This is a genomic window from Sebaldella sp. S0638 (assembly GCF_024158605.1).
Taxonomy (GTDB): Bacteria; Fusobacteriota; Fusobacteriia; order Fusobacteriales; family Leptotrichiaceae; genus Sebaldella.
Map to the genome: position 1 here is coordinate 1 of NZ_JAMZGM010000090.1, position 14,040 is coordinate 14,040.

The following is a 14,040-nucleotide window of genomic DNA, read 5'->3' on the forward strand; positions in this document are numbered from 1 at the left end:
TTTATCTATTTCACTACCTTAATTTTATCTTTTTCTTGGCGTTTGCTTCTTCTTCTATTTTCATTGTCCTTTTTGTCCGCGAATCTTTTATCGTTGACAAGGAATATACTACCAAATCTAGAAAGTTTTGTCAACGCTTTTTTTTATTTTTTTTGTGTTTTTTTCACCCATCTTCTCAAAGCATTGATTTTACTGACTTCATATCTTGTAAAAAAATGACTTTTTTTCTCTTTTCTGCTGCTTTTTCAATTCCTTATTTTATCAGGCTTTCTTTATTTTATTTTTTATTTATTTTCTATCTGCTATTTTTTAATCAAAAAATTACCTTTTTTCTATCTTTCCTGTTATAACTGTCAAAATTCTAGTTTTTTTGATTTATCCCTTATGAATACAGCTCCGATGAGACCCTCTCTGTGCTGACACTAGATGTTCCGGCACTGATTTCACTTTTTTATTTTTATTCCTTTTATATTATCAGAGTATATATCTGTATAGTTTTTTTCACCATCTTTTTTTACTTTCAAACTTCCGTCATAATTTATTCTTTTCACTTCATACTGTTCTTTGTTACTATTTTCAACTATCTGATTATTCAGAGAATGCTTTTCATTTAAAAAATCTATTACACTTTCCCATTCTCCCTGTATTTTCTCAAGACCCTCTTTTGTATTTTCCACTGTTTTCACTATTATATCTTTTATATCATATTCTTTCCCTGTTATCAGTTTCAAAGAAAGTGCCGTTTCTCCATATATTCCAAAATCTGTGTTATTTACATTTATTCCTATTCCAATTACCAGATAGTCTTCACATTTTTCTATTAATATTCCTGACATCTTTTTCCCGTTATAATGTATATCGTTAGGCCATTTAAATTTCAGATTATCAGATTTCAATACCTCATCTAATACTTTATATACGGCATATCCTGTGATCAATGCTGCTTTCTCCCCGTAATTATTGTCTTTTACAAGAAATGAAAATAAAGCCGCCCCTTTATCAGAAATCCACGTGCTTCCCCTTCTCCCTCTGCCGCTTGTCTGATTATCAGCATAGACTATATAATAATCTTCTTTGTCCTTTTTTCTTTTCAAAAACTCACTTGTAGAATCTGTTAATTCCAAATGTTCTATTCTCATCCTGTTTTCTCCTTTACTGTAATTTGATAAAAAAATAAAGAGGGAATATCCCTCCTTAGTTTTCCACATTTATCTTTAGAAATTTATCCCAGATATCTGAAATTTAGATATATCATTGCTATGACTATTGTTACAAAAGTTAATGGAAGGCCATATTTTAGATATTCTATAAATGATATTACTTTTCCGTTCTTTTTACTTATATTAGCTGCTACTACATTTGCAGAAGCTCCGATTAAAGTAGCGTTTCCTCCGAGACACGCCCCAAGCGAAAGACTCCACCAAAGAGCATCTACATTTGGAAATGCTGTCTGCAGATTTTTTATCAGCGGAAGCATTGTTGTCGTATATGGAATATTATCAATAATCGGTGAAACTGAACTTGATAATATACCTATGAATAAAGCTGTTTTTTGAAAATCACCTTTTGTAAGAGACAGTGTAGCTTCTGCAAGCATTCTTATTACTCCTACTTCTACAAGTCCTTCTACCATAATAAACAGCCCCATAAAGAAAAATAATGTAGGCCATTCTACTTTTTCAAAAATTTCTTCCGGTTCTTTTTTACTTATCAGCATCAGAGCCATAGCTCCTGCAAGTGCAATTATAGAAGGTGCTATATGTGTAATTTCATGTGATACGAATCCGATAATTACTAAAAATAGTATAATCAGCGAGTAAAGCATTAATTTTCTGTCTTTTAACGCTCTGTCAGGGTCTAATTCCATTATATGAGCTTTTAGTTCTCTTGAAACTTTCATCTTTCTGCAGTAAAAAAAGTAAAGCAGAAATATAGTAATTATCAGATTAATTATAATTACAGGCCCAAGATTCACAATAAAGTCATTAAATGAAAATCCGGCTTCACTTCCTATTAATATGTTAGGCGGATCACCTATTAAAGTAGCTGTTCCTCCAATATTCGATGCCAGTATTTCTCCTATAATAAAAGGTTTTGTATCCAGCTTCAGATTTTCCAGCATAACTATAGTTACAGGAACTATAAGAAGTATTGTGGTAACATTATCCAAAAACGCCGAAAACACCGCCGTTACCAGCATTAATAATATTAATAAAGGTACAGGCTCCCCTCTTACCAGCTGGGTAGCTTTTATGGCTATCCATTCAAAAAGCCCCGTTTCTGCGAGTATTGATACCATTATCATCATACCAACCAAAAGAAATATTACATTCAGATCTATTGCTTTAAAAGCTTCCTCTGCTCCCAACACTCCCGTCATAACCATTATTACTGCCCCTAACATCGCCAATACTGATATAGGGAATTTTTCAAATATAATTAATATATATGCTAAACAAAATATAATTATTGCCAACAACATATGCGACATTCCTAATCACCAAAACCTTCATTAAATATGTAAAAACTTTTTAATTATGTCACGTCTTTCTATCATTCCGAAATATTTGTCGTTTTCCACGACATAGAGTCTCGTTCTTCCCTCTGTTATCATCTTAAAACATATTTCCATAATAGACGCCTGTTTATCAACCAAATTTTTACTTTTCCTGTATAATTCCCTGACAGTAACCTTTGCCGAATTTAAAAAGTATTCTTCAAAGGGTTCTCCCACAGTCATAAAACTAAGATCTGACACCAGCGAAGCATATTTCGGCATTCCAAACTCTATGAGTTCTCTTTCTGTTATTTCTCCGACAAAATACCCGGCTTTATCTACTACTGGAAGCCCTGTCTTATTTTCACTTATAAAACGTGAAGCTACAGCTTCCAGAGGTTCGTCCAGACTCACAGGTCTAACATCTGTGTCCATCAGATCTTCTGAAGTAACTGTTTGTTTTATATCATTTTCATATTCCTGAATCAGTTCTATAAACTCGTCTTCACTTCTTACATTTTTTACTTTTTCCAGAAACTCATTCTGATGTCCCAGATAAGACACCAGGGACATTAATTTTAGTACAGTTCTGTTTTTAGTCAGACCCGAAAGAATGATAAAAAATAATTCTATACTCTCTTCTTTATTTCTGACTATTGCCTTTATTGGTTTTTTCAAAGTTCCTGCCATAACAGTCGTGTCATTATAACCGTCTATTCTTCCATGGGGTATTACAAGACCATGCCCCAATGCAGTAGAAGTTTCACCTTCTCTTTTTGAAACCGCTTTTTTTGCTTTCTCTAAATTATTCCTAACTTCTTCGTCTACTTCAGCTGCTCTGTTCAGAATATCATCTATTAATTCTCCCACAGTTTCTGACTCTGCATTTAGAAATACCAGTTCCTTTGAAATAAAATTAGAAATTCTCATGCTATTCCCACTTTCCCGGTACCTGACTTAAAAAACTTTTTCATTATAATTTATAAAATAAGCCGCAGGTACCTCCGTTAATGAAAGAGTATATGGCTTTTACACCATATACTTCTTTTATACTTATTTATTTATAAATCAAATTTAATAACATAAAATTTTGATCTGCCTTATCAGCTTAATTTAGGATAAGTAATTATCCCGAAACCTGAGCCTACATGCGAACCTATTACAGGTCCTACTAATTTAATATTTACTACTGTAACTTTAGAATTCTTCTCATATTCTTTAGCTATTTTATCTGCTACATCAAGATTTTTGGAAACTCCTGCCCAGACTACGTATAAATATACACTCTGATTCTCTGTTTCCTGCTTTATAGTCTTTCTTATGTAGTTCAAAACACCCATTTCACCAATTACTTTCTTTTCCGGAATTACTTCCCCGTTTCTCACGCCTATTATGGGCTTTAGGTGTAATGCAGAACCAATATAGCTGGTAGCTTTTCCGATTCTTCCGCCTTTTTCCAAAAACTTCAGGTCATTCAGCGCAATCAGGAATCTTGCTTTTGATCTGGTATTTTCCACCCAGTTAATTATACTCTGAAATGACTCTCTTTTCAATGATTTTTTTGCAGCTTCCGTTACCAGATGCCCCAATGCTGATGTTGTAGTCAGACTATCCAGAATTTCTACATTTTCTTTTTCTTCCAGCAGATTTTTTGCTACTTGTGCAGATTGTGAAGTTCCGCTTAATTTTGAAGAAATATGTATTGAAATTATCTTTTTATATCCTTTTTCAAATAATCTTTTATATGCTTTCAAAAAATCCTGCGGTGCGGGCTGTGAAGTTTTTAATCCTGTATTTGTCTTTAGTATCTCTTCCCATACCTGTGATCTTGAAATCTCAAATATATCCTTATATAAATTCCCTTGAAATTCCACTTTTAAAGGAACTATACTTACAGGCAGATTCATGACCTCTTCTGGTACAAGATCAGATGTAGAGTCTGTTAATATTGCTACTTCAGGCATATTAGGATTTTTATTTTCCAGATATATATAATAGTAGTAATTTTCCTGATTCCCGTCTATAAATGTTTTATAAAGCTTCTTTGACTTTCCTTCTATAAGTTTTTTACACTGCTCGTCTTTTTCGCTGCCTTCTGTTACTGTTATTGTCATGGTATCTTTCGTAATATTCTGATCCAGCACTGATGATACCAGAGTTTTCAGATCATTTTCAGCATATTTTATCTTTCCGTTTACAAGGGCTATATAATTCCCCTGCTTTATTTCCAGTGCATCTACTTTTGTATCTCTTACTGCTTTTGTTATCTCAATGGAAATATTTCTCTTTTCTTCTTCCATTAACTTTTCTATCTCTTCGTTCTTGTCTTTTATATAAAAATTTCCTTCAAGCATTGTTCTTGTTTCCATTACAACGGCATTTTTCTCTGACTTTTCACAAGCCAGTTTTGCAGTAGAAATTATATTTTTATTATTCGGATAAATATAAATTATTTTTTTATCCAGTTTATTTAATGCATTTAATATATCCTGCACACTTGGATTCTTACTCTGTCCTCCAAGAATTACCACGTCAGCACCGTTTTTCAAAAATTCATTTTTTAGATTTTCTGTATCCGCCACTATAATATGACCCTTTTCAGATAATGTAATTTTGTCATTAACAAAGATCTTTGCCCCGTCTTCTTCTTTTGGCTTTACATACAGATTCTCATGCTGAAGTTTCATATTTTCTATTTTTACTTTTTCCAGATCACCGTTTTTCAATGCAAGTTCCAGTGCTTGTCCGGGATTATTCGTATGCACATGAACCTTGAACTTCTTTGAACTCTGTGCAAAAACTGCCGAATCTCCCAGTTCCAGAATTTCTTCTTTAAATTTATCAGTGTCAAAACTCGAATTTCCAATTATAAATTCTGTACAATACTGAAACGTTATACTGTCAGGATCATGATCTATATTAGCAATCGTCGAAGAAAAATCAGCATTCTTTACTTCTGTAGGCTCTATTTCCTCTACAAGATCCGCCTGCGTTATCAGCATATAAAAACCTTCAAGTATATAAAACAGTCCTTTTGCTCCGGCGTCTACTACTCCTGCTTCTTTAAGCTTAGGCAGTTCTTCTGGTGTCTGCTCTACAGCTTCCTGTGCCGTATCCTTTATATTTTCCAAAAGTCCTACAAGATCATCACTTGTTTTTACATACTCTCTTGCAGAATCTGCTACTTTTCTGATTACTGTAAGTATTGTTCCTTCCACAGGCTGATTTACCGCCTGATACGCTACTTCTTTTGCGGATTCCAGTGCAGTTACCACATCTGCGGCATATAACCTGTCCTTATCCCCGATTCCTTTTAGGAAACCTGTTATTATCTGGGATAAAATCGTCCCGGAATTCCCTCTTGCTCCCATTAGAACTGCTTCTTCCACAGCCTCGCTTACTTCATTCATGCTGCTTTTTTCATTTACCCTTGTAAGTTCTTTTTCCACAGCACTGATTGTCATGGACATATTGCTTCCTGTGTCTCCGTCAGGAACAGGATACACATTCAGTTCGTTCAGAACTTCCTCATGCATTACCAGCCATTTGCTTCCTGCGATTAAAAGCATCCTCAAACGTTTTGCATCAATATATCTAATTCTCATTCATTCCTCCTAATTGCTTTGAACTATTTTATTCCAAGAATTTTCTTTTTTTAATATATACTCTAAAAACTCCCTGACAGCTCCCTCTCCTCCATTTTTAGAAGAAATAAAATCAGCTGTTTCCAGTATTTCTTTACAGGCATCTGCCGGTGCTCCTACAAGTCCAGCTTTCTGCATCACTTCAAAATCATTTAAGTCATCACCTATATAGGCTATTTCTTCGTCAGAAATTCCCAGTTCTTTTTTCAGCTGATCATATACCACTACTTTATCATCTATTCCCTGATAGAGATGTGTGATCCCCAGTTCTCCGGCTCTGATACTTACTATTTTTGAAGTTCTTCCTGTAATAACGGCAAAAATTTTCCCGCATTTTTTTCTTGCATTTGCTATCATATAACCGTCTTTTACGTTAAACTCTTTAAACTCTTCCCCGTTATTGCCTATTAGTATTCCTCCCTTGGTAAGAGTACCGTCCACGTCCAAAATTATTAATTTTATCATAAACCTTCTCCAATAAACATTTATATTTTACAAATTATATACAAAAATGTAAAGCCAAAAACAAAATGACAGTTTTTGGATATCACTATTTTACATCAAATAACACAAAAAAGCTAATGATTTTCATCACTAGCCTGTGAAACGCTTATTTTTTCGATATAAATTCTATGTATTGTTTTACCAGTTCCAGCTCATCCTGAGACATTTCCATAAGTCTGCCGAGGATCTTCCCAATTTCGACGTCATCTATCTCATCCAGAAGCTCTGACGTAATCTCTTTTTTCAATTCCTCGGTGTCTTTATCCGTATATCCGATTATTTTAAATAATTTTAAGTGATCAATATTTAACTTTCTGGAAATTTTTTTTAGAAGGAGAGGATTTACCATTGGATGCTTACCAGATTCTAAATTTGATAAATATGCCGGACTTATACTCAGATGTTCTGCCATTTCCCTCAGCCCTATTCCCTTTTCTACTCTTTTACTTCTTATGTACTCACCTAATACTATAATCAGATTTGGATTTGTCCTTAGGTCTATTTTCTCCATCATTTTAACCTCTACTTAAAATTTCACATTGTTTATTTTATAATATCACATAATCCTCTATTTTACAAATTATGCTTTACTTCTTGTGTATTTTTACCATTAAAAAATATCTGTCTCAAAATCAGAATATTTTCATATAATATAATCAAAATTTTTGTATATATTTTCCTGTAAATCCACTGTATTTTTCTTATATTAAAAATTTCTGCTTCCAAGACAGACCATATTTATTTTTTTTGCCCGTAATAAGCATTAGCCCCGTGTTTTCTCAGAAAATGTTTATCCAGAAGCTCCTGCTGCATACTCTCTTTACCGCTGTTAAACATTTCCATACTTGCTGCCATTCTTCCTATCTCTTCCAATACCACTGAATTATGTACCGCTTCTTCCGGTGTCTTCCCCCATGTAAACGGTCCATGGCTGTTTACCAATACTCCTGGTACATACAAAGGATTCAGCCCTCTCTCTTTATATGTTTCTACTATCACTTTGCCTGTTTCCTTTTCATATTCCCCTTCTATTTCTTCTGTTGTCATCTTTCTTGTACAAGGAATCGAGCCGTAGAAATAATCTGCATGGGTTGTCCCGTATGCCTTTATATCTCTTCCGCTTTGCGCCCATATTGTTGCCCATGTTGAGTGAGTATGAACTATTCCTCCCACTTCTTCAAAGGCTTTATACAGTTCTATGTGAGTTGCTGTGTCTGATGACGGGTTCAAGTCTCCTTCCGCTACATTTCCTTCAAGGTCTACCACTACCATGTCAGAAGCTTTCATATTCTCATATTCCACTCCGCTTGGCTTTATTACGATAAGTCCTTTTTCCCTGTCTATTCCGCTTACATTTCCCCATGTATATAATATCAGTCCTTTTTCAGGAAGTTCCATATTTGCCCTATATACTCTTTCTTTTAATTCTTCAAGCATTTTAGATAAATCCTCCTTCCTTCATTCTTGATAACATCCACTCTCTTACCTTTTTTATGTCTTCTAATGGTGTATTACTGCTTTCGTTCCACATTTCCACTAGGAAAGGCCCTTTGAATTCAGACTTTTTCAATGTTTCAAATGTTTTTACGAAATCTACATCACCTGTTCCGAATTCCAGCTCCCTGAATATTCCTCCGAAAGTATCTGTTACTTTCTTTGCTTCCTTTAGGTGTATTGCTATTATCTGCTGTGCTTTTATTCCTTTTTCCAGTTCATTATATACTTCATCATGTGTCCATGCTGTGAGGTTCCCAAGGTCAGGGTACAGTTTCAGCCATGGCGAGTCTACTTCTTCTGCTATTTCCATATATTTAGTTACTGAATTAAGAAATGTATTTTCCATATTTTCTATAGCGAGGGTAATACATGCTTTAGAAGCCCATTCAGAGGCTTTCTTTAAGTTTTGTATAAACATTTCCCTTGTTTTGTCGCTTCTTTCTTCATAGTAAACATCATAACCGGGAACCTGAATAACTCTGATACCAAGTTTATCAGCCAGTTCAACGGCTTTTTTCATTAAGTCCATGGATTTTTCTCTTGTGGCATTATCCATACTTCCCATGGGAAATCTTTTCTGACCGCTGAAAGTCATGGAAGGGATTCTGAAATCTTTATCAATAAGAAGGTTATTCATATTTTTAATTTCGTCATTGTTCCAGTTGAGCCTTGCAAGTCTTTCATCAGATTCATCAACAGAAATCTCGATAAAGTCATAGCCGGCTTCTTTTGCAATATCAATTTTGGTACTCCAGCTTTCTTTTTTGGGAAGGGCTTTTTCGTATATTCCCATTACCAGTTTGTCAAATTTGTACATTTTTCTCCTTTCCTAATAAATGAGAATAGAAAAACAAATATATTTATTCATCCCAGTATTTAGCAATTTCTTCTTTAAATTCTCTTGCCGCCTGTGCAGGGTCTGATGCTTCTCTTATCCCTCTTCCTGCTATAAATGTATAAACATTTATTCCTTTGAATAATTTTAATGTCTCTTTTTCCAGTCCTCCTGTTACTGATACTTTAAATCCCATTTCTACAAGCTTTTTTATCTTATTCAGGTCTTTTTCTCCCCATGTTTCCCCTGCAAGAAGTGCATCTCTGCTCTGATGATAAACTACCTGAGACAGCCCTGCTTCTTTCCACTGCTTCGCATGCTCAAATGTCCAGTCCCCGTAAAGCTCCACCTGTAAGTCAGCTACCTCTTTCAGCGCTGCTTTCATTGTAGGAATAGTAGCCGAACATATTACTGTCATCCAGTCTGCTCCTGCGTCAGCACAGTTTTTAGCTACAGTTCCTCCTGCATCGGCACATTTAGTATCAGCAAGTATTGTTTTAGACGGATAAAGAGCTCTAAGACATCTTACTGCCTCCATACCTTCTGCGAGACATAGTATAGTCCCTGCTTCTATAACATCAACCTCATTCCCCACCTGTGAAATAGATCTTATAGCATCGCTTAATGTATTATTATCGAGGGCTATCTGTAATAATGGTCTTGACATATTTTCCTCCCTTGTTTTATTTTTGATTTCAGTTCAGCATATTTTATGCCGAAACCTCAATTAATCCGCTTTATATACTCAATTTTCTTCATAACCCAAACCAAGAAAACCTCTCCCCCCTAAAAAACGTTGTATTTATTTCAAAAGTTCTATGATTTCATCAGCACTTTCTGCACTTCTGATTTTTTCAAATATTGCCTCATCATCAAAAAGCATTACTATCTGGGGTATAGATTCGTTGGAATGTACCTCAGAACTTGTAGCTGAAAATCCCAAAAGAATATCCACTTCCTGACCATCAGGAAAGACAACGGGTTTTTCAAGTGTAACGAAGCTGAAACCGTCTTTCAGCACACCCTTTTCCGGTCTTTCATGGGGCATGGCTAATCCCGGAGCCAGTATATAATACGGACCGAGTTCATGTGTTCTTTCTATTACTGAATCTATATATTCTTCTTTGATAATTCCCTTTTCAAGCAATGGTTTGAAAGTGATTTTTATGGCGTCTTCCCATGTTTCTGCTTTCTGCTTCACTTTGACAGAATCATTTTTGACCAGATATTCCAGTAGTGTCATTTTTCCTCCTCTGTGTTATGTAGAAAATATATATGTGCATTTTACAAATTAAAATTATTTATTATTTTTTCAATATCATCTATAGAGCCGGCAATTCTGAACTGCTCTCTTAGTGCGTCATCAGAACCTATCTTTACGATACTTTCCAGTATTGGCAGAAGTTCTTCATGTTCTCCGGCATTTGCTATACAAAACACCAGAAAAACCGGATCGTTATATTCGTTTCCAAAATTAACAGGCTTAGAAAGAGTCAGAAGACTGACTCCTGTTTTTAATGCACCGTTTTCTCCTGATGTATGGGGCATGGCAATATTAGGTGCTATAACAATATAAGACCCTAACTCTCTATATGCTTCAATCATAGCCTGTACATAAGAATCAGTGACTATATTATTTTTGAGAAGCAGTTCACCGCCTATTTTAATAATTTCCTCGGGATTTTCACTTGAAACATTCAGCCTTATCAGCTTATCCTCAGCCATATTTTTTAGATTATACATTTTTCTTCTCCTTGGGCATATTTATTCCGAGTCTTTGATACTGATCATTCGGAGACTCGTGAAATTTCATGTTTTTTACTAGTTTTTCCGTGAGTTTTTGTTCCAGAATCTCATCTTTTACAGGTGAGAGCTGTCCGGGATCATTATTGATATCGAATATTAAAGAACCATATTTATATATTTTATATTTATCTTCTGCACGAAATTTAAGTACGGGGACATTTTTAGAATAATTTACCGGTTCCGAAAGCTCAACATCTTTTATTTCATCTATACTAAAAAGTTTGTTCATATGCATGGGCATAAGTGTGTAGTTATAGAGTGGTTTGTTTTCTTCTAATGCCGGGGCTTTCATATAAGTGTATTTCCCGTCGTACATATTTACATGTCCGCCGTGGACTCCGTAAATGCATTCTTCACGTACAGGAGTGTCAGTTTCTATAGTTTGTTTCAGGGATTTTCCTTTCATTGATTCAGGAACAGGAACATCAAAGAAATCAAGTAGTGTTGGCGCCCAATCTATCATTTGTACTATGGATTTTCTTCTTTCATTCTTCTTTTTTGATCTTGGATCCCATATAAATAAAGGTGTATTGGCTATTTCGTTATAATAAGGCATGAGGTTTTTCCCCCACCATCCGTGTTCACCGAGAAGAAAGCCGTGATCTGTTCCCACGATGAGCATGGTATCTTCCCACATATTGTTTTTATCCATTAAATCAAGTATCATTCCAAGATTTTTATCACACATGGAAATCAGGGCAGCATACTTCTTTCTTATATGTTCCACAGCTTCCGGCGATTCTTTGACTTCTCCCCTCGGCCAGTCGAATTCCGGCCCTTCGTAAATATCATTATATTGATTTAGATATTTATCTTTCACAAAAAACGGTTCATGGGGATCAAAGGTTTCTATATGTAAAAGCCAGTTATCCGAAGAATTATTTTTTTCAATAAATTCACCCCCAAGGGAAAAAACTCTGCTTTGAGGTTGCTTTTCCTCAGTGTCCATATACTTTCTGTTAATTCTGTCATATCTCCATAAAGAAGAAACCTTTCCGCTTCCGCTGTGTGGTTCCGGAATACTTAAGAATTCAGTATCTTCTTTATATTCGACCTCGCCTTTCCAGTGATCACCCTCCTGTCCCCTGATAATCTCATATGAGGAAAATCTGTTATGAAATGTGGCTCCGCCGTCTTCCCAATAATGAAAGTGATCTGTTATCATATGTGTATAAACCCCTGATTTTTTCAGGATTTCCGGCATTGAATCATCGAAAGGCTCCAGAGGGCCCCATTCTCTGTGGAGAAAGTTATGTCTTCCTGTGTGCAGTTCTCTTCTTGCAGGCATACAGGGCATACTTCCTACATAACTTTTGTCAAAAGTAAGTGTCTTTTCATCAAGTCTCTTAAAATTAGGGGCATTAACCCATTCATTACCATAATTCGGAAGATAATGTCTGTTCAGACTGTCAAAAAATATAATTATTGCTTTCATTTCTCTCTCCTTATCCTTTCAATGCTGACGGAAAGCTTTCTTTCACAGCATTATATATGTCATTTCCCATTTTTTCCCCGTCCACTAAATTGGCTATTTTTATCATTCTAATCTCTTTATTTGAAGGAAGAACAATTCCTTCAGCAAGTTTTTCAGATACGGCAATGATATCAGCCCAGTCAAAATAGCTGTTTACTTCTCCTACAGATGTGACTTTAGTATCAGAATTTATTTTAAATTTTTTCATGGCAGACTCAGCTGTCATTTTCATAATAAGACTGCTCCCTGCGCCATAACCGCAGACAAACAGAATATTAACCATATCTTTCATATGAACCTCCTAAAATTTTATGTCAGCCTCCAAAAGGGCCCAGTGAAAATATTTTGGCAATCATTCTCATTAATTCTGTGATAGCCGGCCATACTGTACTCCAGTCAAACATTCCTGCCCATCCTATACCGTTTTCCAGTCCGCTGATTTTTATCATCCATACAGTACCAAAAACATGTATAAGACCCAGAAGTATACCTGATATAGCTACAGCACGCCATCCTCCGTATTTATTAGCTACCACGCCTATAGGTCCTCCGTCGAAAAATAACGGAACAAATCCTGTGAGAACCATATAAGGAACTTTGAAAAGCATAAGGATTCCCATTCCGATAATAGTTCCGAGAGTACAAAACAGGAAGCCGAGTGTAGCTGCATTTGGTGAATAAGCCAGAATAGCTGCTACATCCACACCGGGAACAGCATTTGGAATCAGTTTTTCCTGAATACCCTTGAATGATGCTGAAAGTTCCCCTATAAACATTCTTACTCCTGTTAGAATCAATACCATATACATTGAGAAATTAATACCCGACATAAGTATATAGATAAACCAGTTAGTATCTCCTGCCAGTTTTTGTACACCGTTTATTCCCAGAGTCATCATAAAACATCCGATAAAAACCGTCATAATGATCGCTACTGAAACTACATTATTATTAAATATAGAGAGCCATCCCGGAAGATTCATCTTTTCTGCATCATGTTCCTCAGGGTCTCCGAAAAACCGTGCTATTTTAGAGAAAAACCACATACCCACCATTTGATTGTGTGCAATGGTAAACCCCGCATTATTGGTGATCTTATTAGATGATTTAATTGCGAGATTCGTGGAAAAGGCCCAGTATACCCCGAGTAAAATTCCTGAAATCAAAACAGTTGCCGCAGAACCAAAGGCAAAATAATACACTACCAGCCATAAAACAGCCTGTGAGTGTGCAAAACCCGTATGTCCTGTAAGAAAAATTCCGTGCATTTTTGTATATTTTCCAAAGTAGACAATAAGAACATTTACCATAAAAGCAACTAAAAATACATATCCTATTAATCCGAATTTACTTCCGAGTCCCTCCTGTGTTGCCGCCCTCATGGCATAAGGATCCATAAGATACCCTTTTATCCCGTAGGCTTTGTTAACAGCGTCAGTAATAGGCTTAAAATATTTAGTCATCTGACTGCCGCCGAACATAATCAGATTTAATCCGACCATTGCAGTTATTGTTCCTGTGATGGTTTTACTCTTTGTTTCCTTTCTCAGAATATACCCGAGAGCAACAAGAAAACCAATAAGCATAATAGGATTGCCCAAAAAATCATTTACAAGAAAATTAAATAAAATTTTCAAAATATTCATTATAACCTCCAAAATTCATAACCAAATTATCCTGTGTGGAAACACTGATTTATTAAAAGATTACAGCATAGACTTGAAAGGTAAATCAGGCTCTATTGTAAAACAGTCCTCAAATCCTCTCTCAAAGTGAAACTCCA

General features: G+C 35.4%; 14 protein-coding genes. All 14 read right to left on the minus strand.

Annotated elements, in window-relative coordinates; genetic code table 11:
• Positions 1-443: 443 nt before the first annotated feature.
• The 14 genes from NK213_RS17010 to NK213_RS17075 all read right to left on the minus strand — a co-directional run bounded on the left by NK213_RS17010 (position 444) and on the right by NK213_RS17075 (position 13,903).
• Positions 444-1,139 (minus strand): biotin--[acetyl-CoA-carboxylase] ligase, encoded by a 696-nt coding sequence (locus tag NK213_RS17010; RefSeq protein WP_253351323.1) that lies wholly within the window; start codon positions 1,137-1,139, stop codon positions 444-446.
• An 83-nt stretch (positions 1,140-1,222) separates the two neighbouring features.
• Entirely contained in the window at positions 1,223-2,482 is a 1,260-nt protein-coding gene (locus NK213_RS17015; RefSeq protein ID WP_253351325.1) for an SLC13 family permease, read from the minus strand.
• Between the two features lie 30 nt (positions 2,483-2,512).
• Positions 2,513-3,427 (minus strand): PTS sugar transporter subunit IIA, encoded by a 915-nt coding sequence (locus tag NK213_RS17020; RefSeq protein WP_253351327.1) that lies wholly within the window; start codon positions 3,425-3,427, stop codon positions 2,513-2,515.
• Between the two features lie 173 nt (positions 3,428-3,600).
• Positions 3,601-6,102: a DegV family protein gene (locus NK213_RS17025; protein ID WP_253351334.1), complete on the minus strand. Its 2,502-nt coding sequence runs from the start codon at positions 6,100-6,102 to the stop codon at positions 3,601-3,603.
• Positions 6,103-6,111: 9 nt separating this feature from the next.
• Positions 6,112-6,606 carry an HAD family hydrolase gene (locus NK213_RS17030; protein ID WP_253351336.1) on the minus strand — a complete coding sequence of 165 codons (495 nt, stop codon included), beginning with the start codon at positions 6,604-6,606 and terminating at the stop codon, positions 6,112-6,114.
• A gap of 145 nt (positions 6,607-6,751) precedes the next feature.
• Positions 6,752-7,159: a helix-turn-helix domain-containing protein gene (locus NK213_RS17035; protein WP_253351338.1), complete on the minus strand. Its 408-nt coding sequence runs from the start codon at positions 7,157-7,159 to the stop codon at positions 6,752-6,754.
• A gap of 224 nt (positions 7,160-7,383) precedes the next feature.
• Positions 7,384-8,082, minus strand: a complete 699-nt coding sequence (gene araD / locus NK213_RS17040; protein WP_253351342.1) for an L-ribulose-5-phosphate 4-epimerase — start codon at positions 8,080-8,082, stop codon at positions 7,384-7,386.
• A gap of 1 nt (position 8,083) precedes the next feature.
• Positions 8,084-8,959: an L-ribulose-5-phosphate 3-epimerase gene (locus NK213_RS17045; protein ID WP_253351350.1), complete on the minus strand. Its 876-nt coding sequence runs from the start codon at positions 8,957-8,959 to the stop codon at positions 8,084-8,086.
• 43 nt (positions 8,960-9,002) lie between these two features.
• Complete coding sequence (locus tag NK213_RS17050; protein ID WP_253351358.1) at positions 9,003-9,644, minus strand: 3-keto-L-gulonate-6-phosphate decarboxylase UlaD; 642 nt, start codon at positions 9,642-9,644, stop codon at positions 9,003-9,005.
• Positions 9,645-9,779: 135 nt separating this feature from the next.
• Positions 9,780-10,220 carry a PTS sugar transporter subunit IIA gene (locus NK213_RS17055; protein ID WP_253351366.1) on the minus strand — a complete coding sequence of 147 codons (441 nt, stop codon included), beginning with the start codon at positions 10,218-10,220 and terminating at the stop codon, positions 9,780-9,782.
• Positions 10,221-10,261: 41 nt separating this feature from the next.
• On the minus strand, positions 10,262-10,720 hold the full coding sequence (locus NK213_RS17060; RefSeq protein ID WP_253351368.1) for a PTS sugar transporter subunit IIA: 459 nt from the start codon (positions 10,718-10,720) through the stop codon (positions 10,262-10,264).
• On the minus strand, positions 10,713-12,218 hold the full coding sequence (locus NK213_RS17065) for a sulfatase (protein WP_253351370.1): 1,506 nt from the start codon (positions 12,216-12,218) through the stop codon (positions 10,713-10,715). The genes NK213_RS17060 and NK213_RS17065 overlap by 8 nt, the downstream gene beginning before the upstream one ends.
• 10 nt (positions 12,219-12,228) lie before the next feature.
• A complete protein-coding gene (locus tag NK213_RS17070; protein WP_253351372.1) occupies positions 12,229-12,549 on the minus strand; it encodes a PTS sugar transporter subunit IIB in 321 nt (106 codons plus the stop codon).
• 22 nt (positions 12,550-12,571) lie between these two features.
• Positions 12,572-13,903: a PTS sugar transporter subunit IIC gene (locus tag NK213_RS17075; RefSeq protein WP_253351374.1), complete on the minus strand. Its 1,332-nt coding sequence runs from the start codon at positions 13,901-13,903 to the stop codon at positions 12,572-12,574.
• Positions 13,904-14,040: the final 137 nt, after the last annotated feature.

Excerpts from the sequence above, each read along its gene's own strand:
- NK213_RS17010 (WP_253351323.1), bottom strand. The coding sequence starts at position 1,139 with ATGAGAATAGAACATTTGGAATTAACAGATTCTACAAGTGAGTTTTTG.
- NK213_RS17015 (WP_253351325.1), bottom strand. The coding sequence starts at position 2,482 with ATGTTGTTGGCAATAATTATATTTTGTTTAGCATATATATTAATTATA.
- NK213_RS17020 (WP_253351327.1), bottom strand. The coding sequence starts at position 3,427 with ATGAGAATTTCTAATTTTATTTCAAAGGAACTGGTATTTCTAAATGCA.
- NK213_RS17025 (WP_253351334.1), bottom strand. The coding sequence starts at position 6,102 with ATGAGAATTAGATATATTGATGCAAAACGTTTGAGGATGCTTTTAATC.
- NK213_RS17030 (WP_253351336.1), bottom strand. The coding sequence starts at position 6,606 with ATGATAAAATTAATAATTTTGGACGTGGACGGTACTCTTACCAAGGGA.
- NK213_RS17035 (WP_253351338.1), bottom strand. The coding sequence starts at position 7,159 with ATGATGGAGAAAATAGACCTAAGGACAAATCCAAATCTGATTATAGTA.
- araD (WP_253351342.1), bottom strand. The coding sequence starts at position 8,082 with ATGCTTGAAGAATTAAAAGAAAGAGTATATAGGGCAAATATGGAACTT.
- NK213_RS17045 (WP_253351350.1), bottom strand. The coding sequence starts at position 8,959 with ATGTACAAATTTGACAAACTGGTAATGGGAATATACGAAAAAGCCCTT.
- NK213_RS17050 (WP_253351358.1), bottom strand. The coding sequence starts at position 9,644 with ATGTCAAGACCATTATTACAGATAGCCCTCGATAATAATACATTAAGC.
- NK213_RS17055 (WP_253351366.1), bottom strand. The coding sequence starts at position 10,220 with ATGACACTACTGGAATATCTGGTCAAAAATGATTCTGTCAAAGTGAAG.
- NK213_RS17060 (WP_253351368.1), bottom strand. The coding sequence starts at position 10,720 with ATGTATAATCTAAAAAATATGGCTGAGGATAAGCTGATAAGGCTGAAT.
- NK213_RS17065 (WP_253351370.1), bottom strand. The coding sequence starts at position 12,218 with ATGAAAGCAATAATTATATTTTTTGACAGTCTGAACAGACATTATCTT.
- NK213_RS17070 (WP_253351372.1), bottom strand. The coding sequence starts at position 12,549 with ATGAAAGATATGGTTAATATTCTGTTTGTCTGCGGTTATGGCGCAGGG.
- NK213_RS17075 (WP_253351374.1), bottom strand. The coding sequence starts at position 13,903 with ATGAATATTTTGAAAATTTTATTTAATTTTCTTGTAAATGATTTTTTG.